This is a genomic window from Streptomyces sp. NPDC058872 (genome assembly GCF_042743065.1).
In the GTDB taxonomy this organism is placed as follows: Bacteria; Actinomycetota; Actinomycetes; order Streptomycetales; family Streptomycetaceae; genus Streptomyces.
Window position 1 is genome coordinate 11,791 of sequence record NZ_JBHYMK010000072.1, and the last position, 21,984, is coordinate 33,774.

Genomic DNA, 21,984 nt, shown 5'->3' on the forward strand with positions numbered 1-21,984 from the left:
GTCTCCGCACGGAAGCGAACCAGAGCAGAGGGGAACATGGACATGCCCAAGGTGGTCACCCGGGAGGAGTGGCTGCGCGCCCGCAAGGAACTGCTGGAGAAGGAGAAGGAACTGACCAGGCTGTACGACGAGGTCGTCGCGGCCCGGCCCGAGCTGCCGATGGTCCGGGTCGAGAAGGAGTACGTCTTCGACGCCCCGCAAGGGCCGGTGACCCTGCTCGACCTGTTCGAGGGACGAAAGCAGCTGATTGTCCGTCACTTCATGTTCGGTCCGGACCAGGAGGAAGGGTGCATCGGTTGCTCGATGCAGGCCGACTCCGTCGGCCACCTGTCGCACATCAACGCCCGCAACACCACCTTCGTGATGGTCTCCCGCGGACAACTCCCCAAACTGGAGGCCTTCAAGAAGCGGATAGGCTGGACCATCCCCTGGGTCTCGTCCTTCGGCACCGATTTCAACCACGACTACAACGTCACCACGGAGCAGGGGGAGCTTCCCGGCGTCAGCGTGTTCCTGCGCGAGGGGACGGACGTCTTCCACACCTACTCGGTGTACGACCGGGGCGGTGACATCTTCAAGAGCTTCTACACCTACCTGGACCTGACGCCCCTGGGCCGCCAAGAGGCGGAGCTGGAGTACCCGTGGGCCTGGTGGCGGCACCACGACAGGTACGACGACGCGAGCGCGGCGGCCCCCGGGAAGAACTGGTGGAACGGCACCGACAAGTTCGCCCGTTGATGCGCCGGCCCGGCCGGCTCGTCGAGCCGCCCGCGCTCGGCGCACCGGTCGAGCGCCGCGACTGGCATCGAAGCGCACGCGCAGGCCGGGTCCGGGGCGTGCACCCGACCTCACGGGCCGGGCGCACGCCCCTCGCTCATGCGGGAACCCGTCGGGAGTGCCGGGCTCCGTAGGTCCGTGCCAGCCCGAACGAGTCGAGCAGATCCGCGTCGAGGAAACCGGAGATCCGGGAGATCCTGTGTCCCGCCAAGGTGAGAACCGTGACCGAGTGGCCGTGGTGGAGGCCGTCGGAGCCGCGCCGGTACAGGGCGAAGGCAGGCTGGCCGTTGGCCGAAGTGGGCACCAGCCGGTACCTCCCCCGCGTGGTCAGCACGTGCGTGCCGAAAAAACGGACGATGGCCTCCCGGCCGGTGAACCAGCACGGCAGGGGCGGCATCTCGGCGACGGCGTCTTGGGTGAGCAGCTCCAGCAGGGCGTGCACATCGGTGTCCTCGAAGGCCCTCATGTAGCGGTCGAGCAGGTGCTGTTGGTCCGGGGTGACGGTGTCGGTGATGTCGTCCTCCGCCGGCGCGAGTCGCTGCAGTTGCGCCCGGGCCCGCTGAAGCGCGCTCTTGACCGCGGGCACGCTGGTGCCGAGCAGGTCGGCGACCTCCCCCGCGGACATGGCCAGCACGTCGCGCAGGAGGAGCACCGCCCGCTGTCTGGGCGGGAGCCATTGCAGTGCGGCGATCAATGCCAGTCTGCAGCTGGCCCGGTGGACCACGACGGCCGCCGGGTCGTCCGTGGGCGCCCCCAGCAGTGCATTCGGTACGGGCTGGAGCCAGGAAACCTCCGTCATCGCGGTGGCCAGCGGAGCTTCCGGGTCGGCGTGCGGCGTGCCGAGGCCGGTCGGCAGCAGCCTGCGGTCGCGGTGTTCGAGGGCGCTCAGACACACATTGGTGGCAATGCGGTACAGCCAGGTGCGTACGCTTGCCCGGCCCTCGAAGGTGCCGTAGGACCGCCAGGCACGCAGCAGGGTCTCTTGCACCAGGTCCTCTGCGTCGTGGATGGACCCCGTCATTCGATAGCAGTGCGCAAACAGTTCCGTGCGGTATGGGGACAAGACATATGTGAAGTCCTCTTTATCGGTCATCAACGGCCTCCACCTCGCGCGCTGTGCCTTACTCGCGGTATTCACGTCGCTCACCCTAAGGGTTGCTTCGCGGGCGATCGCCGGGCACCTCGGAAATGGCCGCCCCCCTCACGGACTCCATCGACATGTCCGGCGACGGAACCGGGCCATGCGTCCGGGATATGCCGAACCCGTTGGCCGGAACTCTCCTGCCGATCGCGACGACAACCGGGCGCCGCCCTTCACCGAGGCGGGGACCCGACGAAGCCGCGGCGAGAGCCTGAGCGCAGGGGCAAGGCGGTCCACGGCCATCTTCCTCGAACGGCCCGACAGCGGCCGCCGGGCGCGGGGCGCGCCGAAAGGAAGCGCTCAGATCGCCGTCGGAGACATTCGGGAGCGGCCCGCCCACTGCCTCTGAAAAACTTCAACCAATTCCCCGTGGGAGCGACAGGGCAATTTCGAAGACATTCCACCGAAACCTCTCTGGGAGGATCGTCGACAGACTCGTCCGCGACGCGTCGGAGTACAGGTCACATTCCTGATCAGAGGCAGGAGCCAGGCATATGGGCAATCAATCGGTGCCAGGGGTCCGCGTACCCCTGGTCGATGAGGCAGAGGCATCCGGGGAGACCGCCGACCTCTATGACCGGATCAAGAAGACGACGAACCTCCCGTTCGTTCCCGACATGTTTCGACTCGTCTCCACCCGACCGGACCTCCTCGAAGTCGTACTCGCCGGGTACACCGGAGTATTCGGCGACGGAGTCCTGCCGCGCGCTACGCGCGAGATGATTTCCGCGTGGAGTTCGAAGATCAACGGGTGCCCCTACTGCGTGGGCACCCACAACTGGTTCCTCACGCAGTTCGGCGGCAGCGCGGAACTCACCCGGGCGATCGCCTCGGCGAACGAACCGGAAGAACTCCCGGTCGACGCGCGCACCCTGGCGCTGATGCAACTGGTGACCCACGTCAGTCGGGCGGCGTACAAGGTCACGGACGAGGAGTGGGCCCGGGTCGCCGCGGCCGGGTGGAGCGACGAGGAGATGCTGGAAGCGGTCTTCACCGCAGCCCTGTTCGCCTTCATCAACCGGCTCGTCGACGGACTCGGACTCGGTTCCTCGGTGGCCCACAGCAGGATCTCCCAGCAGCCCGACGTCGATGCCGAAGGCGTCGCCTGATGACTGCCCCCCGAGCCGTCCTGCTGACCGGCGCCTCGTCGGGCACCGGTCTGTCGTCCGGCACCGGCCGGGCCGCGGCCCTGCGCCTGCACCGCGCCGGCTGGCCGGTGTACGCAACCGCACGCAACGTCGACGCCCTTGCCGAGCTGGCCGCCGAGGGCATTCAGGTGCTGCACCTCGACGTCACCGACGAACGGTCCATGGTCGATGCGGTGGAAAAGATCACGGCCGATCACGGCGGGGTCGGGACCCTGATCAACAACGCGGCCTACAGCCTCAACGGGACGATCGGCGAGACGCCGATCGAGGAGGTGCGGCGACAGTTCGAGACCAATGTGTTCGGCCTGTCGAGGCTGACCCAACTGGTCCTCCCGGGCATGCGGGCGCACGGGCAGGGGCGGGTGGTGATCATGTCCTCGATCTTCGGGCAGTTCGCGACGCCCGGTCGCGGCTACTACCAGGCGACCAAGCACGCACTGGAGGCCATCGGGGACTCGTTGCGACACGAGGTGGCCGGGTTCGGCATCAAGGTGGTGCTCATCGAACCGTCCCCCGTGCTCGGCGGCTTCGTCCCCACCACGGTCGCCGACCTCGGCATGGTCCGACGGGAGGGTTCCGAGCTCTACGACGACTTCTGGGAGCACTTCGTCGACTGGCACGGCGCCTACCGGGAGACCGAGCACCCCACGGGCCGGGGCCGGATGGCCGTGCGCGCCGAGACCGTGGCCAAAGTGATCGAAAAGGCGGTGACCAGCGACAATCCACGCATCCGCTACCGGATAGGAGTGCCCTCCCGACTGCTGCCGCGGATGCGCTGGACCATCGGCGACCGCCTCTTCGAGAAGTTCGTGCGTTCCTTCTTCCCGATCCCGTGAGCGACGGAAGCCCTTGATCACTTTCCTCCCGATGGGGCGGTCCCGGCGGCTGCCCGCCCCGTCGGGAGGAATCGGTCTAGCAATCGAGAGAGTAGAACCTCCTCGCTAGGCGCCATTGTAGGCGACTTTGCATACTGTTAGTATGCACGGCACTGAACGACCGTTCCGGTTGTTTGCCCTGGCGTCTGTTCCGGCATTAATGCCGGCCGTTTCGTGTGAGGGGTGAATCAAGGCGCGCCATTAATTCTCTGCACTTCACGGGCTCCATCTGCTTCTTCGCTCGCGATTAGGGAGATGTTTTGCAAGCCGCTGTTGAACGTGTCATAAGGACCATGTGGGACCGCTATGGGGAACCGCTTTCGCTGGATGAAATGGCGAGCACCGCGATTCTCAGCAAGTTCTACTTCTCCAGGCTCTTCAGGGAACTCACCGGAACATCACCCGGCCGGTTCTTATCGGCCATCAGGGTGCACAGCGCCAAGAGCCTCCTCCTCGAAACGGGGCTCAGCGTCACGGACATCTCCTACCGGGTGGGCTACAACAGCCTGGGGACGTTCACCAGTCGCTTCACCTGGAGCGTCGGCGTCTCGCCCACGCGCTACCGCACCCTCGCGCACGCGGGCGTCCCCATCCTGCCGAGCGTCCTGCCCGGGCCGCACGACGACGGCTGCCCCACCCGGGTGCACGGTTCCGTTTCCGTCCCTCCCACCGAGGTGCCCATCCGGATCTACGTCGCCGCCTTCAAGGACCCCATCGTGCAAGGGGCCCCGGCCGCCTGCGACGTCCTCGACGCGGACCGGGAGTACTCCCTCCACGGACTGCCCGACGGCGTGTGGTACCTGCGCGCGGCCGTCGTCGCCACGGGGGGCGTCGATCCCCGTCCGTGGAACCGCCAGCCGCTGTTCATCGGCGCCGGCGACCCCGTGACCGTCCGCTCGGGGCATTCGCTCCGGGTCGACCTGTCCACCCGGGAGTTCCGCTCCTTCGACCTGCCCATCCTCCTCGCCCTGCCCGAACTGGACAGCTGGCAGGCACCCGAGTACGAGGCGGCAAGACCCAGCGCGGGCTGACACCCCGCCATCAGAAAGCACCGGCTCGACCCGAGGGGTCGCGGACTTCCGCGACCCCTCAGTCGTTCCTCCTGGCTTCGGCGGCCTTCAGGGAGGCGACGGCCCCCTCCCGGTCCGCGCCAACGCTCACGAGCAGTCCGAGGACCTGCGCCTCGAAGCACACGTCCGGCGCGTACGGCTCGACCAGATAGCCGCCGAGTTCCAGCGTGACGAGCCCGTGCAGCGCGATCCACATCTGATGGGCCACCAACTGTGGCTCACCGGGGGCGAAACGACCCTCCTCCATGCAGCGCTCCACCGCGCGCAGCAGGAACCTGAGGGTGTACCGGCCGTGCTGGCGGTCCTCGTCGGTGAGCGAGAAGCCCCCGAGGACGGCTCCTCCGAACATCACGCTGTAGAGGTGGCGGTGCTCCAGCGCATTGCGCCGGTAAGCCCATCCGAGGGCCCCGATGTCAGCGACGGGGTCACGGGACTCCCCGACCGAACCGAGCTGCAGGTCGAGCAGTCGGAAGCCGTCCCGCACCATGGCCCGGACCAAGTCGTCCTTGCCTCCGAACCACGTGTAGACGGCCGTGGTGGAGGTGCCCACCTCTGCGGCCAATCGGCGCGTCGAGAGCGCGGCCGGCCCTTCTTCCACAAGCAACCGAGCTGCCGCTTGGACGAGTTGGGCACCAACGACCGGATCCGCTTCACGTGGGCTCACCCTTGACATCATCGCATGCCGCTGCGAGCCTGCCGTAACGGCGTTACGTAACAGTGATTCAGAGGATGGGCAGCGATGCACACTCATCACGTACACAGCACGTCGCACCTTCTGAGCAGTGGCTATCAGCCGGTGGCGGAGGAGAGCACCCTCCTCGACCTCCCCGTACGCGGCCGGCTACCCGCACAGCTGGACGGCACCTTCCTCCGCATCGGCCCCAACCCCCTGCACGGCCACGACCCGGCCCTCGACCACTCCTTCGCCGGCGACGCCATGGTGCACGGCCTTCGACTGCGGGGCGGCAGGGTCGAGTGGTACCGGAACCGCTGGCTGCGCACCGATCGGGTCACCCGAGCCTTCGGTGAACTCCCCACGCCCGGACCGCGTCACGGCCTCTCGGACAACGCCAACGCGCACGTCGTGCACCACGCCGGACGCACCCTGGCGCTCGGTGACGGCGGAGTGCTGCCGGCTCAACTCGGTCCCGAACTCGACACGGTCGCGCGCATCGACTTCGAGGGCACCCTGCCCGCCGGCTTCGGCGGACACCCCGTGGAGGACCCGCTCACACGGGAGCTGTACGCGGTGGCGTACGAGCCCGGACGGCCCGGAGTCGACTACCTGGCGCTGGACGCAGTCGGACGGGTGCGGCACCACGCGAACATCTCGGTGAAGGGCACTCCGATGATGCACGCGTTCTCCTTGACGGACCGTCATGCAATTCTCTACGACCTCCCGGTCACCTTCAGCGCTGATGCGGCGGCGTCAGGGGCGCGGGTTCCCTACGCCTGGGACGAGGGCCACGGCGCGCGCATCGGCGTCCTGCCCCGCGACGGAGGGGACGCCGACGTCCTGTGGATGGAGGTGACCCCCTGCTTCGTGTTCCACCCCGTCAACGCCTACGAGCGCGGCCATGAAGTCGTCGTCGACGTCATCCGCCACGAGCGCGCCTTCGACCGCGACCCGCTGCACCCCAGCGAGTCCGTGCCCGTCCTGTGGCGCTGGACCGTGGACCGGCTCGCGGGCACCGTGACCGAGTCACAGCTCTCCTCGCGCGTTGCCGAGTTCCCGCGCATCGACGAGCGGTACACGGGCTCTCCGTACCGTTACGCCTTCGCCGTGGGAATGCGTCCGGGCCACGGGGCGGCCCTCGCAGGCCCTTCGATACTGCGCCATGACCTCCTGACCGGCCGGATCGACTGCCACGACCTGGGTCACGGACGGGAGTCCGGCGAAGCGGTGTTCGTCCCGCGCGATGCCACCGCACCCGAGGGGGACGGCTGGTTGCTCAGCCTCGTGCACGACCCGGTCCGTGACCGCGGGGAGCTGGTCGTGCTGGACACGGCCGACTTCACCGGTCCGCCCGTCGCGGTCGTCCCCCTGCCCGTGCGGGTCCCGCACGGCTTCCACTCCCAGTGGATCGCGAGCAGTTGACCGGACCCGCCCCTCCCCCAGCCGCTTCCGCCCCTCCCCTCAAGCCGCTTCCGCTCCGCCGAAGGGCGCAAGCAGCCGCTCCGATTCCGACGTGACCGTGGCCAGGACCTGTTCCGGGTCCGCGGAGCGGGCCAGCAGCATTCCCGCCTCGCGCAGCGCGGCGAAGAGCATGTGACAGCGCACCGTCAGGGTCTCCGCATCCAGCGCGCTCCCCATGACCGCGCTCATGCTCGAATGGAAGACCCTCAGGGTGTGCTCGCACTCGATCTTCCGGGCCGTCTCCCACCCCAGCACCGCACCCGCGTCCAGCAGCGTGATCCGCTGGACGCTGTTGTCCATGCAGTGCTTCAGGAAGAGCCTGGCCCCGTTGCGCAGCGCCGCCTCCGCGTCGGGCGCCCGGGCCGCAGCCTGCTCCAGCTCTGCGGCCACCCGCTTCTGTTGCCGGACGAACACCTCTCGGAACAACTCGGCCTTGTTGCGGAAGTGGTGGTACACCGCCCCTTTGGTCATCCCTGCCGCAGCCACGACGGCGTCCAGCGACGTGCTCGCGTAGCCGTGCGTGCCGAACAACCCTTCTGCGGCATCCAGCAGCAGCCCCAGGGTCACGCTGGGCTGCTCGGTTCGCGGTCCGTCCGTCATCGCCGTCACAACTCCTTCAGGCCTTCTGGGGTCAGCAGGTAGGCGAGGTGGTTCAACTCCGTCCCCCGGGCTTCCCGGAACGTGCCCCCCGTGTGCTCGTGCAGGGGGCGAGGACCGGATGCGCTCCCGGGTTGAGGACCAGTGCGCGGGGTCGGTACGCGTCGATCAGGTGCACGGGCAGTGAGGGGGCGGCGGCACCGGCGACCACGGGGACGGAACCGTCCCCCAACGACGCACCGAGTTCCGCGAGCGGGTCCGCACCACGGGCGACGCCGACGACGCGGAAGCCCGTCTCGACCGGCGCGGTCGTGATTCCCCTGCCGAATCCGCGGCACGCACGGGTGACGATCGCGGTGATCGGTCCGGTTCGTTCGGTGGGCATGGCGTCTCCTCCGGAGGCGTTCGGTCAGGACTCCCCCGTACAGACCGGAGTCGGAGCCGAAAGGAATCGCAGGGCGGCAACGTGCGAGAAGTCACGGCCCCGCGTCGGGCTCCACGATGGCAGCACCACCGCGAGGCACCGGCGGCACCCCATCCTCACGTGACCGAAGGACACCGATGCCCGGCGCAGGAGACAGAACCCGTTCGAGTGAAACCTCACGCCCGGGATTCGAGCGTTCGTTCGCGCTTGGGAGCGGCGTGGTCGTCTGCACCCTCGGAGTGCTGCTGCACCCGTCGATGTACTTCCAGGCCCGGCAGATGGATCACCACAGGAACGGCATGCCGATGGACCTCTCGATGACCATCGGCATGACCTTCGTCGCACCCGGATGCGCTCATGAATACGGCCTGGGGTCACCCGTGAACCCCTGCGGTTCCCTCCCCTTGCCCTGATGACCGCGATCAGCCGCTGCACGCTCCTCCACGGAAAGGCGGGACCAAGCATGTTGGTATCGGTGACGGGTGGAACCGGCTTCGTCGGCGCGCACTCGGTGGCGGCCCTCGTCCGGCGCGGCGCCCGGGTGCGCCTGCTCGTCCGCGACCCCGCACGGGTGGAAGCCTCGCTGGGGCCGCTCGGGGTGCGGCCGGAGGCCGTGGAGGTGGTGACGGGCGAGGTCACCGACGGAAGCGCCGTGAAGCAGGCCGTCGAAGGGGCGGACGCGGTGCTGCACGCAGCATCGGTGTACTCCTTCGACAGCAGGCGGCGCGCCGAGGTGCGGAGGACCAACGCACGGGGCACCGAAGTGGTCCTCGACGCGGCGGTGCGCACCGGGGCGGACCCCGTCGTCCACGTCTCCACCGTGGGTGCGATGTGGCCCGCGGCCACCAGGACGATCGACGGGAACTCGCCGGTCGGCGACCCGCGCGAGGCGTACCTGGCGAGCAAGGCCGCTGCGGAATCGATCGCCCGGCGCCATCAAGCAGCGGGCGCACCGGTGGTGATCAGCTATCCGCCGGCGCTGCTCGGCCCGCACGATCCGCATCTCGGCGATCAGAACGCACGGCTGCGAGGAGAGTTGCGGGGGTTGATGCCCCTCTGGCCCCTCGGGGGCTTCCCACTCGGAGACGTCCGCGACACCGCCGAACTCCACGGCCGACTCGTCCTGCGGGAGGTGCCCGGGGGGAACCGGCACTTCGGTCCCGGTCGGTTCGTGACGACGCGGGACTACCTCCGGGCGGTCCGTGCGGCCACCGGTCGCCGGCTTCCCGCCGCCTTCCTCCCGGCCCGTGCCGTACTTCCCTTCGGCCTGCTCGCGGACCTGCTGCAACGGGTGTGGCCCTGGCAGGTTCCGGCGGAGTACGGGGCCGTCTACACCTGTGCGCACGCGGTGCCCGTGGACGAGTGCGCCGCAACCGGCGGTGTCGTCGCCCGTCCCCTCGTCGAGACGGTCGCCGACACGGTCCGCTGGCTGCACGAGGCGGGACACCTCTCGAAGCGGCAAGCCGGTTCGGCCGTGGCAGCGCACGTCCCCATCCGATCCGCACAGGAGGACACCCCCACATGACCGGACCACAGCGCCCCGAGGACTTCTACGGAACCGCGTACCGGGACGTCCGTGATGACGTCGCCCGCCTCCTCCGAGACCGCCCCGATGCCGCGGAGCTACCGGTGCCCGCCTGCCCCGCCTGGAACGTGCGCGACCTCGTCGGACACCTGCTCCAGGTCTGTCGGAGGGTCATCGCCGAAGACCCCCGCGAACTGCCGGATGTCCCACCGCCCGAACAGCACCGACCGATCGGTGAACTCCTTTCTGAATGGGCATCGTTGGACGGACCGGTGAGGGAGGTGCTGGACCGCGCCCCAGGGCTGCGGCCCCGCATTGCACTCATGGACCTCGTCTCCCACCACCTCGACGTCCGTCGCGCGCTGGACGTGCCCTTGACCGGTGATCACCCCGCCTTCCGGGACGCCCTCGAACTGGTGGTCCTGGGCTTCGGCCTGTCGCTGGTCGAACACGGGCTGCCGGCGCTGCGCATCGAGACCCCGGACGGATCCTGGACGATCGGCGAGGGCGGGGCCGCGGCGACGATGGGCGGCAGAAGCCTGGACGTGTTCCGCTCGCTCACCGGCAGGCGGACGCTCGTCCAGATCGGCGAACTGGCCTGGAGCACGCCCCCGGAGCCCTGGCGGCCGGCTTTCGCCTGGGGCCCCTTCACCCCTCCCCCGCGCCCCGCCGAGAACCTGACGTCCGACTGATGGGGAACCCGTGCGCCTGTCCGAACTTCACCGTCGCAGCGGGGTCTCCACCGCATCGATCAAGTACTACCTGCGGGAAGGACTGCTGCCGCCGGGCCGTACGACCGCAGCGAACCAGGCCCAGTACGACGAGTCGCACCTGCACCGCTTGAAGCTCATCCGGGCCCTGATCGGCGTCAGGGGGCTCTCGGTCAGCGACGCCAAGCAGGTCCTCGGCCTCCTCTCCTCCGACGAGGCCCGCTCCCCCGACCGACTCGACGGGGTCCTCCGCCTGTTGCCCGGCACGGACACCGCTCCGCACGGGCCCGAGGATCCGCGGGCGGACGCTTCCGGTACGAACGCGCTGATGGAAGAGCTGGGTTGGAGGGTGTCGGAGGGACACCCCGCACGACGGACCATCAGCCGGTCCCTGCACGCCCTGCGTTCGCTCGGCCTGGAGGTCGATTGGACGATGCTCCTTCCCTACGCGCGGATCGCCGAGCAGACCGCCGCGCTGGACCTGGATCGTGCGAGGCCGTCGACGGACCCCGGCGAAAGGGCAGAACGCGTCGTCCTCCTGGCCCTTCTCCTCGAACCCGCACTGCTCGCCCTGCGCCGATTGGCCCAGGAGTCCGAATCCGCCGTCCGACACGAACGGTGAGGCAAACGGCCGGGGCGAGCAGCAAGAAGCCCTTTGCGTCCGGGCCGCGTGACGCCCGTACCCGTGGGTCGGCCTCTTCAGTCGCACGCCGACGGCGCCCTCCGGAGCGGCGGGGCGACGAGAACGCAGCCGCCCCGTCCGCCCGGCACGGGCCGGGTGGGTCAGGCCCGGTCCGTCAACTCCTCCGCGAACACCTGGGACAGCGGCTGCGGGCCCACGTACTGCTGGCAGTTGCACTGGCCGGCCTCGTACCGCAGCGGGTTCTTCTGTTCGTCCCAGGCCGTCGGAACCTCGACGCGCTCGTGGCATCGGCCCTGCTTGTCGTGCTTGGCAAGGTGATGCGTGCACCCGCAGATGGGCTCCGGCGGTCGGTGCGCCGCTTCCACGGCCAGGCGCTCCTGCTTCGCGGCCTCCAACAGCTCCAGCTTGCGGTCGTGCCGGTTGCGCAGTGCCGTGCGTACGGTGTCGGCCGCCCAAGCGAAGCCGCCCGTCCAGAAGATGATGAGGACCCACCAGAACCAGGCCATACCAGACTCCTTCCCCCTTGGTCCGTCACCCCACAGGATAGGTCCGGCCCTCGACCGTCAGCCCTGGCGGGGCCCGGGAAGGCGGGTCCTCCGCGCCACGGACCCGCTCCGGCCCGTCCTGCGCACCCCGCCCGCACCACGGCCGGTCCCGCGCGCGGGCGGGAGGGGGAAGCAGTCGCCCGTGCCGTCGACCCCGCTGCGACCCGCACCGGAACGGCCCCTCACGACCGCGTGGCGACTCCGCACCCGCCCTCCGCGGACGCCGTGCGCTCGTCGAGGGACCTGCTGCGGTCGTAGGGGTCGACCAGCGGACCGTCCCCGGTGGAGGAGTGCTCGTCGCCGAACGTCGGCGTCAGGAAACCGTCGTGGGTGTCGCAGCCGCCGTTCGTCACGTCGAGCTTGTAGGACACGAAGGAAAAGGTTCCCGATGCGGTGATGACATCGGCCGGGTTGTCCCAGCTCATCACCACCTCGCGGCGAACGATCGTGCGTACGACCTGGTCACCGCCCTCGGCGGGCGTCACCGGATACACGAACGTGACGTCGCCGGTCACCTGAACCGCACCCCGCTCGCCTTCTCGATAGGTCAACTGTCCCCGGGTCTTGACCACGTCCCCGACGAGGCGGACCCGTGAGTTCTGGAAGCGGCTGAACAGCAGCAGCGGGTCGTTCTTCTCGTCGGGCGTCCGGAACGCGACCCGCAGGAAGTCCTGGACGTCCCGTTGGTGCGGGTTGATCAACGTGATCGCCTTCTCCGGGCGCGCGCCCGTCAACACCGCGGGGTCCAGATTGGACGCGACGAGGAAGTCCCGGCTCCGTTCGAGGGCGCGGGCCACCTGGGGCGTGCTCATCCACCCGGTCGCCCTGGCCTCCGGCACGGTGATCCCCGCCGCACCGCTCGCCCAACGCGCCGCGGGCGACCCCTTGAAGGGCTCCTCAAGGGTGGGCCGCTCGGCGGGCTCCGCCGGAGGCGCTTCCCCCGGGATCCCCGTTTCGGGAGCCAAGGGCCGGCTCTCCTGACTTCCTTGGCTTTCGCTGCCGAACCAGCCGACGACCCGCTCCGGCACCACGGCGACGACCAGCAGGGCCACCGACGCCACGAAGCCGGCCACGTACCAGCCCTTGCGCCGTCGGGGCTCGGGCGGGGTGTACGTACGCCATCCATCGGGCTGACCGGGCCCCTTCCCCGATCGGTTGCCGACGCTGCGGGCCCGCGCGGACGGTTCCCTCGGTGCGTTCGCCGAGCCCTCCATCGACTCGCGCAGGAAACGCTCCCACTCCTCGTCCGGCACGGATTCCCCGTCCCGGTACCCGCCCACGGCCACACCAAGCTCCCGTCGTCCCCTCGCGAAGCCCCCCACAGGATCGCGACCACATGATCGCATGATCCATTTCTACGGGGCGCGTCGAACCCGCCGGCGGATCCCGCCCGACGGACGTCAGCTCCGTTGGTCACTCAGCTCCGTTGGTCACTCAGCACCGCAGCTGGAGTCCGAGCCCCGCCGGTCGCGAAGGCGTCCGGCGGGGAGGGCGCGGTGCGGCAGGGCTTCCCGGGCCCGGCCGCGCCCGGGGAGCCGGAGCCGGGGAGCATGGCGGCCGGGGAGCACGGCGGCCGGGGAGCACGGCGGCCGGACCCGACCGGTCTCCACGGGGAAGTCGAGCGTCAGGCGTTCATGACGTGCCGCCGGCGCCGCCGGTGTCCAGGGAGCAGTCGTTGGCCGAGGCCACCGCGGTCCGGCCGGCGGGCAGGGCGACGGTGCCGGAGGCGGGCGGGCGGTACCCCTGGGCGAGCCAAGCCTCCAGCACGGTGAAGGCCTCCCGGTAACACGGCGCGAGGGGACGCAGCCGGTCCGGGAACACGTCCGCGAGGGCGTCGGTGTGGGTGCCGCCCTCGATGCGGTAGTAGCGCTGCAGGCGTTCCCGACCGGCCTCGCGCACCATGCGGGCGTAGACGTCGGAGTCCTGGCTGATGGGCAGCAGGGCGTCCAGGGTGCCGTGCAGGGTGACCAGGGGCTTGCCGATGCGTCCGGTCAGCGCGATCCTCTCGACGGCCTGCCGGACCTCTTCGGGCCGGGTGGCGTAGTCGTAGTCGGTGTCACAGGCGGGCGTGCCCGTCGTGCAGTACGGAGTGCCCGCCTCGGTGGCGCCGTCGAAGTCGGGGTCCAACTCCTCGCGGTAGATGCGTTGGGTCAGGTCCCAGTAGACCTTGTGGTGGTACGGCCAGAGGAACTCGGTCTCGGCGGGGAATCCGGCCGCGTGCATGGCTTCCCGGGCCCGTTCGGCTCCTTCGCCGCCCGCTGCGTACACGGGATGGGCGCGCAGGGCCTTCGGGAGGAAGTCCAGCAGGGTGGGGCCCCCGGCCCGCCAGAGGGTGCCCTCCCAGTCCACGCCCCCGTCGTAGAGTTCCGGGTGGTTCTCCAACTGCCAGCGCACCAGGTAGCCGCCGTTGGACAGACCCGCGGCCAGGGTGCGGGACGGGGGCCGGTGGTACCGCTGGGCGATCGTGGCGCGAGCGGCCCGGGTGAGTTGGGTGACCCGTTCGTTCCACTCGACGATCGCGTCGCCGGGTGCCTTTCCGTCCCGGTAGAAGGCGAGCCCCGTGTTGCCCTTGTCGGTGGCGGCGTAGGCGTAACCACGGGCCAGCGCCCCGTCCGCGATGGCCCGGTCGTTGGCGTACTGCTCACGGTTGCCGGGGGTGCCCGCCACCACGAGACCGCCGTTCCAGCGGTCGGGCAGGCGGATGACGAACTGGGCGTCGTGGTTCCAGCCGTGGTTGGTGTTGGTGGTGGAGGCATCGGGGAAGTAGCCGTCGATCTGGATGCCGGGCACTCCGCTGGGGACGGCCAGGTCCTTCGGCGTCAGTCCCCCCCAGTCGGCCGGGTCGGTGTGCCCGGAGGCGACCGTGCCGGCCGTGGTGAGTTCGGCCAGGCACGCCGTCTGCTGGTGCTCGGCGCCCGGGACGCGCAGGTGGCCCATGCGGGCGCAGTGGCCGGCGCGGACGGCGGGGTCCGCCGTCGCCGTCGCCGTGGCCGGCACCGCGGCGAGGGCGAGGGCGGTGAGGACGAGGGCCACCGGTCCGCCCCGCCGCCAGGAGCGCGAGGGGGAAGGGAAGGGGGAACGATGCATCGAGGTGCCTCCGGGGCTCGTGGACGGGGACCTGCGGGAGGCTATGGCGCCGATCGCACGCGGGACATGGGTACGCAGCCCACCGTCAGCACCCCTCTGGTGGGCTTGGCCACCATCCCGCCGGCGGGGAGGGCGGACGGTTGCGCAGCCCGCGCGCGACAGCACCGGTGCGGATCTGCTCACCGCCGGTGGCAGGACGGCGCCCGTCCGGCCGGTGCAGGCGCCTGGCTGCCGGGTTCTGGCAACGGGACAGCACACCGGCTGCCGGGCTCCGCCGATGCGGGGCGTCGGGGTCGGGGAACACCATGGGCATGCGGCTGCACGGGCCGGCACGCAGAACCGCGTCCCGCCCGTACGACGACAGGTCCGAACGACCCGGCCTTGATGCGGGGCGGCGCCCGGGGCATCACTGCCGGGTCACCACCTGCCCCGGCAGCTCCCGGCCCCGTGATGTGCGTGGCCTACGCGGACGAAGGAGGAAGTAGATGGGCGCGGTCCTGGTCCTGTTCGGCCTGCTCGGTGCAGTCGGCTTGCTGTTGGTGATCCTGCTGCTGCGCCGTTCCAGCGGTCGGACGGACAGCGCCGACGGGCTGCGGATCGAACGAGGCCCGGCGCCAGGCCCGGACCGATCGCGTCTCCTACAACTCCTTCGCCGTCCACAACGCGATGCCCACCGCAAGCGACAGCTACCAACGGCGCCGGGGCTGAGCCGACCGGCCGGACTCCGTGCCGCTCTGCAGCGGCCCTTCGACGTCCCCGACCCGATGGGGCACCGCTGGTCGGACGCTGAAGGCCACACGAGCACGACACGAGGAGCCCCCGCCGGAGGTGCCCACCGCTCCGTCGTCCAGAGCCCCGGATTCGAGGATCCGGTCGTACCAGAACCCGCCCGTCCGCCGCTCGCCGCCCTCCGTCCGTCACTCCGCCGAATGCGGGGTGCGGTCGGGTCGGCGGGAAGGACGCGGCCCGGTCCCACACGCGGGCGCCCACTCAGAGGAGGACGCGAGCCTGGCCGTGCCTCCCGCACCGCAGAGGACGGAAGCCAGTCGGCTTCATCCATGAGCGCTTGACGGCCGGCAAGGGCCTGCGACGGGAAACCGGCGCTGCAGGGATCCGGGCCCGCAACGAGTAGACCAGTCGCCGGCCGGTGACAGCCGCTCTCCACTGGCCGGCACGACGACAAGCCTGTCGTCTTCGAAAGCGATTCGATCACCGACAGCCAGGAAGAGCGGGCTCTCCAGCTCGAAGGCATACCCGTCGTCGGTTTCGAGGTCCTTGACCAGCGTCAACCGCGAGGTCGGCGTGGCTCCGTCAGCTACCAGGCGCATGCCGAGATGGTCCCACGCGGCTTGAGATCACCTCGACCCTATTCAGCGGCTGACCAACGGCCCAGATGTTAAAGATCAAGCTAAGGGCTGTCCCGTAAGTGGGTTCCGTGGTCGGTGGGGTTCAGAGGAAGGCCAGCGGGACGTCCTTCTCGATGCAGAGCCGCAGGACGCCCGCCAGCTGGCGGGCGTCCTCAATGTGCTGCTGGAGGAGCTGGTCGCTGTCCTCCCGTGTCCACTGGTCGGTGATCGCCTCCAGCCGGACCAGAATCGACGCGCACTCGGCAGGCGAGAGGTCGTCACCGCCGTCATCCGGATGATCGAGGAGTGGCTCCAGCGCGGTGGACACCTCGCTCCATGGGCGCTCGCCGCCGAAGCCCCACATCTCGGACAGGACGAACCCCTCGGTCTCGGCCAGACGCCGCCGGAACGCGGCGAAGCCGCTGTAGGACCAGGAGACATCCGGACTGCTGTTGTCTCCGTCGCCCGGGAAAAGAACCAGTCCCATGTGCCCTCCCTGCTTGCCGAGCACACACGATCGAGGACATGGGGCAGCGTCGGCAACTGAGATGATCTTGTCGTGTCTGGTGTGATCACGGCGTCGGAGCCGTCCTGGATAGCCCCGTTCAGCGGACTGAGCCCGCGTGCTTTCGGGAAGCTGGTGACGGTGCTGCGGCGCGTGGGCGCGGACGCGGTCCGCAAGGGCCGACCGTGGAGCCTTCCGCTGGAGGACCGGGCACTGCTGGTCGCCGCGTACTGGCGAACAAACCTGACCATGCGCCAGCTCGCCCCGCTGTTCAGGGTGTCGAAGTCGGCGGCGGACCGGATCATCGACCACCTCGGGCCGATGCTCGCTCTCCAGCCCCGCAAGCGATTCGCCAAGGACACCGTGCTCATCGTGGACGGCACTTTGGTCCCCACCCGGGATCACACCATCGCCGAGCGGTCGAAGAACTACCGGTACTCCACCAACCACCAGGTCGTCATCGACGCCGACACCCGCCTGGTCGTCGTGATCGGCCGGCCGCTCGCCGGGAACCGTAATGACTGCAAGGCCTGGGAGGAATCCGGCGCCAAGGCCGCCGTCGGCAAGACCCTCACGATCGCCGACGGCGGCTACCCGGGCACCGGACTCGTCATCCCGCATCGCCGACAGCGCGGCCAGGCCGAACTTCCGGGCTGGAAAGAGGAACACAACAAGTCCCACAAGCAGGTCCGCGCCCGCGTCGAGCACGTCTTCGCCCGCATGAAGACCTGGAAGATCCTCCGCGACTGCCGCCTCAAAGGCGACGGCGTCCACCACGCCATGCTCGGCATCGCCCGGATGTACAACCTCGCCCTCGCCGGATAGGGCGGCGGGCCGTACGGCAGCCCTCCATGCCCGAGGCGGCTCAAAGAGCATTTACGGGACAACCCTTAGATGGCGTAATTGGGTCAACTTGCACTCGCTACCGCAATCGATGTGGATCACGCATCCAGGCTCCAGGCCGCCTCGGCCGTAGGCCATGTTGAAGGCGTCTACGACGAGCTCGGCGCGATGGTGGTCGGCCATGGCGTAACCGACGATCTCGCGGGTGGTCAGGTCCAGCCAGCAGGCGAGGTAGAGCCTGCCCTCGACCGTCGGGAGGTAGGTGATGTCACCGACCAGCCGGGTGCCGGACCGCTTCGGCGAGGGCGGCCAGGACGTCGACGGCCTCGGTGACGTAGCGGTAGGCGGTGGTGGCGTCGATCCCGAACCCCGCCGCGAGCTGGTCGTACGGATGACGATTACGAAGATGAGCGAGAGCGAGCAGAGCCTGCCACCCCGCAAGCACGAAACCCCCGGTCACAAACATCATCTGAACTCTACCGCCCCCGGAGCGGTTCACTGATCCTTCTGGTCCTGCTGGTCCTCATCGGTGGGAGTCTCGCGGCCGCGTTCTGGTACAGGCTGTGGAGTACTGGCAACACCACCGACAAGAACGGGACAGCAGCCGAGGCCGAACTCCGCGACCGGACCGACCACGCGACCCAGGAGTCGATACGGGTACTCCGCGCGAGCGCCACCACCGATCCCGCCACGCTCACCACCCTCATCGGAAAGCACACTGAGGCGCCCGTCATCACCTACGACGCGCCCCGCAAGGAGTTCACCGCCGTGGTCGAGATGGCGACGGGGTACGACACTGTCCATCTCCTGACCAACGGGGTCGACCGGATCGTGTCCTGCAAGGTCTTCACGTACGCCGTGGGTCCCGACCGCGCCTGGCGCGTCGACGTCACCACGCGAGAAGCTGCCATCTGCCGGCCCGGCAAGCAGATCGGCAACCTGGCCCGCATGGCGCGGCAGGCCCTGGAAAACCTCGGCGGCGACCTGATGACCGTCACGGAGGCCCAGCATGCCCTTGACCAGGCGAGGTCTCCAGGTCGGCTGACCGTCAGAAAGGTGACACACGACGCACGCACCACCACCGTCTCCGCTCTTCTGGCCGACGCGGACGGAACGACCGACCAGTGCTATCTCCTCACCCTGTCCCGCCCCGGAAGCGAGGCACCGAGTACTACAGCCGGAGATCTTGTGACTGTGTCCTGTCATCCTCGTTGACCGGGCATGATGACGGGTGTGACGGCTGAGCAGATAGCCGGATGGGACGCGGAGCTGTCCGAGCTGACTGGTTCGTTGGGGCGGTTGTTCAACCGGCCCGAGCCGCGGGTGGTGTTCACACAGTATGTCGAGGGGCTGCTGGCGGAGCTGCCGAAGAAGAACGGGTGGACGGCTGGCGGAGCGGGCCGGGCATGTGACGCCGGACCGGATGCAGTGGCTGCTCAACGGTTCGGTCTGGAGTGCCGGCCAGTTGCGCGACGCGGTGCGCGACTACGTGATCAAGTATCTCGGCGACGTGGAGGCGTCGCTGGTCATCGACGACACCCAGGCGCAGAAGAAGGGCATCAAGTCCGTCGGGGTGGCCTTCCAGCACTGCGGGCTGACCGGCGATGTCCGCAATTGCCAGACCATGGTCATGCTCACCTATGCCGCTTTGGGTGGACACGCTTTCATCGACCGCCGTCTCTACCTGCCCGAGGAGTGGACGAGCGACCCGGACCGCTGCCGTGAGGCCGGGATCCCCGACGACATCGTCTTCGCCACCAAGCCGGAGCTCGCCATCGTGATGCTCACCTCCGCTCTGGCCGCCGGTGTCCCGTTCGGCTGGGTCCTGGCGGACGCCGGGTACGGACGCGACCGGGGCCTGCGCGCCTTCTGTCACGACAGATCCCTTCCCTATGTCCTGGCCGTCCCGGTCGATTTACCGCTGGACGGCCCGCCCGGCAAGCCCCGCCAGAGGGCCGTGAAGCGAGCGGACAACCTGCTGCATTACGCCAGGACCCGAGACCGGTGGGAACGCCGTTCCCTGGGCGACGGTGCGAAGGGTGAGCGTCTCTACGATTGGACCGCCTTCGACGTGAAGGTCAAGGACGAGGCGCCCGCCGAGGGTTTCGCGCACTGGCTGGTCCTGCGTAGATCTCCGTACCCCAACCGGCGCGGCAAGGACGGCGAACTCCACCGGGAGATCGCCTACTTCTTGGTCCACGCTCCGGTCGGCACCACCCTCACAGAGATCATCGCGCGGGCCGGCGGTCGCTGGCGGATCGAGGAGGACAACGAGATCGACAAGCAGCTTGTCGGCTTCGCCCAGTACCAGGTCCGCAAGTGGACCCCGTGGCACCGCCACATCACCGCCTGCATGCTCGCCACCGCGTTCCTCACCGTTCAGCACGCCGCACTGACCGACCCCGAACCGGACGCCGACGACACCCCCGAGGAGGCGGCCGGTCCGGGAAAAGACCTGGTGAACGGCGAGAGCGAGACCACCGGCTGATCCCTGGCCCACTCCTGCGGCCCTCCCGACAGAGCATCCGGCACTGCCTCGCCGCCAGCCGCCTCAACCCCCACCACCCCGTCGAAACGGTCCTGGCCTGCGACTTTTGGCGTCGCCTCCACCAGACCCGCGCCACCGTCAGTCACTACCGACGACGCGGCGACTCGCTGCCCCGCCACCTAAAACCCTGGGCCGCCCACCGGCCGATCCCGCCGATCACCGACCCAGGGCTGATGCGTTCTCGCTCGGCGAGATGAGTCGATCGCATGTGTACGTGCCGTGATGGCCGGGTTGTCCGGACTGGAGACGACGAACGCGACCCCTGATGATCAAGGTTGTCGAAGCCTTTGATCACGAACAGGGGTCGCGTTCGCGTGTCATCCTCCCTGATCGGTGTCCTCCGGCGCCACCGCGAGGACACCGACCTACCCTGCCCGCCCGCACAACTGCCGGGACTGGCCTCGTTGTCGCAGGTGCTGGACCGGCTCCCCGACCCTCGGCGGGCGCAAGGCCGCCGCTACCGGCTGGGCTCCCTGCTCGCCTTGTGCCTGCTCGCGGTCCTCGGCGGAGCCACCACGCTGGCGGGCATCACCCGGTTCGCCATCGACGCCACCCCCGAACTACGGACACGGATCGGGCTCCGCCGTCTTCCACGAGCCACCACCCTGGACCGGCTGCTGTCCCGTCTCGACGGCGACGCCCTCGATGATGCCGTGGGTGCCTGGCTCGCCCGACATGCGGCCGACCCGGTCTTGGAGGACCGGCCCGCGCTGGCGGGCCTTGCCGTCGACGGCAAGGCCGTGCGCGGCAGCCGTCACGGCGACCAGAGCGCCATCCATCTCCTGGCCGCTGTCCTTCACGAGGGACAAGCTGTCATCTCTCAGCGGCAGATCGCCACGAAGAGCAACGAAATCCCCGCCTTCACCCCGCTGCTGGACCGGATGGACCTGCGCGACCACGTGATCACCGCCGACGCGATGGACACCCAGACCGGCCACGCCGAGCAGATCACCGCCCAGGGCGCCCACTACATCCTGGTCGTCAAGGGCAACCAGAAGAAGCTCCGTCGCCAGCTGCGACGCCTGCCCTGGCGCGAGATCCCACTCCAGCACCGCACCCGCGACAAACAGCACGGACGCCAGGAGATCCGCCGTCTCAAGGTCTGCACCGTCCAGCCCGGACTCCCCTTCCCCCACGCCGTGCAGGCCATCGAGGTCAAGCGCCGCCGCACGAACCGCAAGACCGGCAAGACCACCATCAAGACGATCTACGCGGTCACCAGCCTCACCCCCGAACGGGCCACCCCAGACCGCCTCGCCGAACTGATCCGCGGACACTGGCAGGTCGAGGCCCTGCACCACGTGCGAGACGTGACCTTCGCCGAGGACGCCTCCCGCGTCCGCACCGGCACCGCCCCCAGAGCGATGGCGACCATGCGCAACCTCGCCATCGGTCTCATCCGCCAGGCCGGCTGGACGAATATCGCTGCCGCCACCGACCACCACCGGTCACGGACCGACCACGCGCTCCAACTACTCGATCTCGAAGCTTGAGAACGCATCAGCCCTGATCACCGACCCTCAAGATCTCCGGCTGTAGTACAAGCTGTCCACATACTCCTGACCTACAATAATTCGAAACGAAAGACGCTCACTGAGCCCTGAGCGGACCACCGCGTTGACGTGGGCATGAGATGTCATGCACCCCTGGCGGTCTACCCAGAAGAGAGAATTGTGAAGAAAGCGCATATATGTCTCGTGGTGGTGGCGTGCACTCTCCTGGTCACCTCGTGCAGCGGAAGCGACACGCATGTTGACACGTCCCGCCTGACGGAAAAGGAAAAGGAATGGGTCGAGTTCTCCTATGCGCATGAGAAGGACGACGAGACCAAGCGAACATGGGAACAACTGACCGCTGACAGCGTGAAATCCTATCTTGACCAGCAGCGCCCCCGCCTGTGCGGCGACACGGCGGAACTGATGCAGAGCCTGAAGGATGCAGGCTATGAGGCAGGGGAAATGCAGGAGTACAAGGAAAAGACCGCAGAACTCATGTGCTGACCCCTGTACAGCCGATCTCACGATACGAAGGTCCCCGCCGGCGCCGGCGGGGACCTTCGTATC

At 69.1% G+C, this 21,984-nt stretch carries 23 protein-coding genes and 1 pseudogene; 14 read left to right on the forward strand and 10 right to left on the reverse strand.

The window, feature by feature from the left end:
* Window positions 1-36 precede the first annotated feature (36 nt).
* Window positions 37-738 carry a DUF899 domain-containing protein gene (locus ACFW22_RS31395; protein ID WP_386411225.1) on the forward strand — a complete coding sequence of 234 codons (702 nt, stop codon included), beginning with the start codon at window positions 37-39 and terminating at the stop codon, window positions 736-738.
* 136 nt (window positions 739-874) lie between these two features.
* Here ACFW22_RS31395 and ACFW22_RS31400 read toward each other — a convergent pair whose 3' ends face one another.
* Window positions 875-1,924 (reverse strand): sigma-70 family RNA polymerase sigma factor, encoded by a 1,050-nt coding sequence (locus ACFW22_RS31400; protein WP_386411228.1) that lies wholly within the window; start codon window positions 1,922-1,924, stop codon window positions 875-877.
* A gap of 488 nt (window positions 1,925-2,412) precedes the next feature.
* Here ACFW22_RS31400 and ACFW22_RS31405 point away from each other — a divergent pair, with 488 nt between their 5' ends.
* From ACFW22_RS31405 to ACFW22_RS31415, 3 genes are all read left to right on the forward strand, one after another.
* On the forward strand, window positions 2,413-3,027 hold the full coding sequence (locus ACFW22_RS31405) for a carboxymuconolactone decarboxylase family protein (protein WP_386411231.1): 615 nt from the start codon (window positions 2,413-2,415) through the stop codon (window positions 3,025-3,027).
* Complete coding sequence (locus tag ACFW22_RS31410) at window positions 3,027-3,902, forward strand: SDR family NAD(P)-dependent oxidoreductase (protein WP_386411234.1); 876 nt, start codon at window positions 3,027-3,029, stop codon at window positions 3,900-3,902. Before ACFW22_RS31405 ends, ACFW22_RS31410 begins: the two co-directional genes overlap by 1 nt.
* Before the next feature lie 332 nt (window positions 3,903-4,234).
* Window positions 4,235-4,972 (forward strand): helix-turn-helix transcriptional regulator, encoded by a 738-nt coding sequence (locus tag ACFW22_RS31415; protein ID WP_386411237.1) that lies wholly within the window; start codon window positions 4,235-4,237, stop codon window positions 4,970-4,972.
* 58 nt (window positions 4,973-5,030) lie between these two features.
* On the opposite strand, the gene ACFW22_RS31420 is transcribed toward ACFW22_RS31415, so the two are convergent.
* Window positions 5,031-5,675 (reverse strand): TetR/AcrR family transcriptional regulator, encoded by a 645-nt coding sequence (locus tag ACFW22_RS31420; protein WP_386411240.1) that lies wholly within the window; start codon window positions 5,673-5,675, stop codon window positions 5,031-5,033.
* A 75-nt stretch (window positions 5,676-5,750) separates the two neighbouring features.
* Between ACFW22_RS31420 and ACFW22_RS31425 the strand changes: the two genes are divergently transcribed.
* Window positions 5,751-7,109, forward strand: a complete 1,359-nt coding sequence (locus ACFW22_RS31425) for a carotenoid oxygenase family protein (protein WP_386411243.1) — start codon at window positions 5,751-5,753, stop codon at window positions 7,107-7,109.
* Between the two features lie 39 nt (window positions 7,110-7,148).
* Here the strand turns inward: ACFW22_RS31425 and ACFW22_RS31430 are convergent, their stop codons facing one another.
* Together ACFW22_RS31430 and ACFW22_RS31435 are read right to left on the reverse strand one after the other, a co-directional pair.
* Window positions 7,149-7,748 (reverse strand): helix-turn-helix domain-containing protein, encoded by a 600-nt coding sequence (locus ACFW22_RS31430; RefSeq protein WP_386411246.1) that lies wholly within the window; start codon window positions 7,746-7,748, stop codon window positions 7,149-7,151.
* Window positions 7,749-7,800: 52 nt separating this feature from the next.
* A complete protein-coding gene (locus tag ACFW22_RS31435; RefSeq protein ID WP_386411249.1) occupies window positions 7,801-8,130 on the reverse strand; it encodes a hypothetical protein in 330 nt (109 codons plus the stop codon).
* A gap of 257 nt (window positions 8,131-8,387) precedes the next feature.
* On the opposite strand from ACFW22_RS31435, the gene ACFW22_RS31440 reads away from it, so the two are divergent.
* From ACFW22_RS31440 to ACFW22_RS31455, 4 genes are all read left to right on the forward strand, one after another.
* The gene (locus ACFW22_RS31440; RefSeq protein ID WP_386411252.1) at window positions 8,388-8,582 is read left to right on the forward strand and encodes a hypothetical protein; all 195 of its coding nucleotides are present in this window, start codon (window positions 8,388-8,390) and stop codon (window positions 8,580-8,582) included.
* 62 nt (window positions 8,583-8,644) lie between these two features.
* Window positions 8,645-9,694, forward strand: a complete 1,050-nt coding sequence (locus tag ACFW22_RS31445; RefSeq protein WP_386411255.1) for an NAD-dependent epimerase/dehydratase family protein — start codon at window positions 8,645-8,647, stop codon at window positions 9,692-9,694.
* Complete coding sequence (locus tag ACFW22_RS31450; protein ID WP_386411258.1) at window positions 9,691-10,386, forward strand: maleylpyruvate isomerase family mycothiol-dependent enzyme; 696 nt, start codon at window positions 9,691-9,693, stop codon at window positions 10,384-10,386. Before ACFW22_RS31445 ends, ACFW22_RS31450 begins: the two co-directional genes overlap by 4 nt.
* 10 nt (window positions 10,387-10,396) lie before the next feature.
* The gene (locus tag ACFW22_RS31455) at window positions 10,397-11,026 is read left to right on the forward strand and encodes a MerR family transcriptional regulator (protein WP_386411261.1); all 630 of its coding nucleotides are present in this window, start codon (window positions 10,397-10,399) and stop codon (window positions 11,024-11,026) included.
* A 161-nt stretch (window positions 11,027-11,187) separates the two neighbouring features.
* Here the strand turns inward: ACFW22_RS31455 and ACFW22_RS31460 are convergent, their stop codons facing one another.
* From ACFW22_RS31460 to ACFW22_RS31475, 4 genes are all read right to left on the reverse strand, one after another.
* Window positions 11,188-11,553 carry a hypothetical protein gene (locus ACFW22_RS31460; protein WP_384873659.1) on the reverse strand — a complete coding sequence of 122 codons (366 nt, stop codon included), beginning with the start codon at window positions 11,551-11,553 and terminating at the stop codon, window positions 11,188-11,190.
* A gap of 221 nt (window positions 11,554-11,774) precedes the next feature.
* Entirely contained in the window at window positions 11,775-12,878 is a 1,104-nt protein-coding gene (locus ACFW22_RS31465; protein ID WP_386411264.1) for a hypothetical protein, read from the reverse strand.
* A 346-nt stretch (window positions 12,879-13,224) separates the two neighbouring features.
* On the reverse strand, window positions 13,225-14,679 hold the full coding sequence (locus ACFW22_RS31470; protein WP_386411267.1) for a tannase/feruloyl esterase family alpha/beta hydrolase: 1,455 nt from the start codon (window positions 14,677-14,679) through the stop codon (window positions 13,225-13,227).
* A gap of 1,449 nt (window positions 14,680-16,128) precedes the next feature.
* A complete protein-coding gene (locus ACFW22_RS31475) occupies window positions 16,129-16,512 on the reverse strand; it encodes a hypothetical protein (RefSeq protein WP_386411270.1) in 384 nt (127 codons plus the stop codon).
* A gap of 72 nt (window positions 16,513-16,584) precedes the next feature.
* Between ACFW22_RS31475 and ACFW22_RS31480 the strand changes: the two genes are divergently transcribed.
* Window positions 16,585-17,355 carry a transposase gene (locus ACFW22_RS31480; RefSeq protein WP_386411273.1) on the forward strand — a complete coding sequence of 257 codons (771 nt, stop codon included), beginning with the start codon at window positions 16,585-16,587 and terminating at the stop codon, window positions 17,353-17,355.
* 51 nt (window positions 17,356-17,406) lie between these two features.
* Here ACFW22_RS31480 and ACFW22_RS31485 read toward each other — a convergent pair whose 3' ends face one another.
* Window positions 17,407-17,652 carry a DDE-type integrase/transposase/recombinase gene (locus ACFW22_RS31485; RefSeq protein WP_386411288.1) on the reverse strand — a complete coding sequence of 82 codons (246 nt, stop codon included), beginning with the start codon at window positions 17,650-17,652 and terminating at the stop codon, window positions 17,407-17,409.
* Window positions 17,653-17,662: 10 nt separating this feature from the next.
* A pseudogene (locus ACFW22_RS31490) lies at window positions 17,663-17,812 on the reverse strand (transposase family protein); the annotation flags it as partial.
* A gap of 329 nt (window positions 17,813-18,141) precedes the next feature.
* Here ACFW22_RS31490 and ACFW22_RS31495 point away from each other — a divergent pair.
* The 4 genes from ACFW22_RS31495 to ACFW22_RS31510 all read left to right on the forward strand — a co-directional run bounded on the left by ACFW22_RS31495 (window position 18,142) and on the right by ACFW22_RS31510 (window position 21,921).
* Entirely contained in the window at window positions 18,142-18,588 is a 447-nt protein-coding gene (locus tag ACFW22_RS31495) for a hypothetical protein (protein ID WP_386411276.1), read from the forward strand.
* A gap of 124 nt (window positions 18,589-18,712) precedes the next feature.
* Window positions 18,713-19,861, forward strand: coding sequence for an IS701 family transposase (locus ACFW22_RS31500; RefSeq protein WP_386411279.1), 1,149 nt, complete (start codon window positions 18,713-18,715; stop codon window positions 19,859-19,861).
* Window positions 19,862-20,235: 374 nt separating this feature from the next.
* On the forward strand, window positions 20,236-21,414 hold the full coding sequence (locus tag ACFW22_RS31505) for an ISAs1 family transposase (protein WP_386411282.1): 1,179 nt from the start codon (window positions 20,236-20,238) through the stop codon (window positions 21,412-21,414).
* Between the two features lie 180 nt (window positions 21,415-21,594).
* Window positions 21,595-21,921 carry a hypothetical protein gene (locus ACFW22_RS31510; protein ID WP_386411285.1) on the forward strand — a complete coding sequence of 109 codons (327 nt, stop codon included), beginning with the start codon at window positions 21,595-21,597 and terminating at the stop codon, window positions 21,919-21,921.
* Window positions 21,922-21,984: the final 63 nt, after the last annotated feature.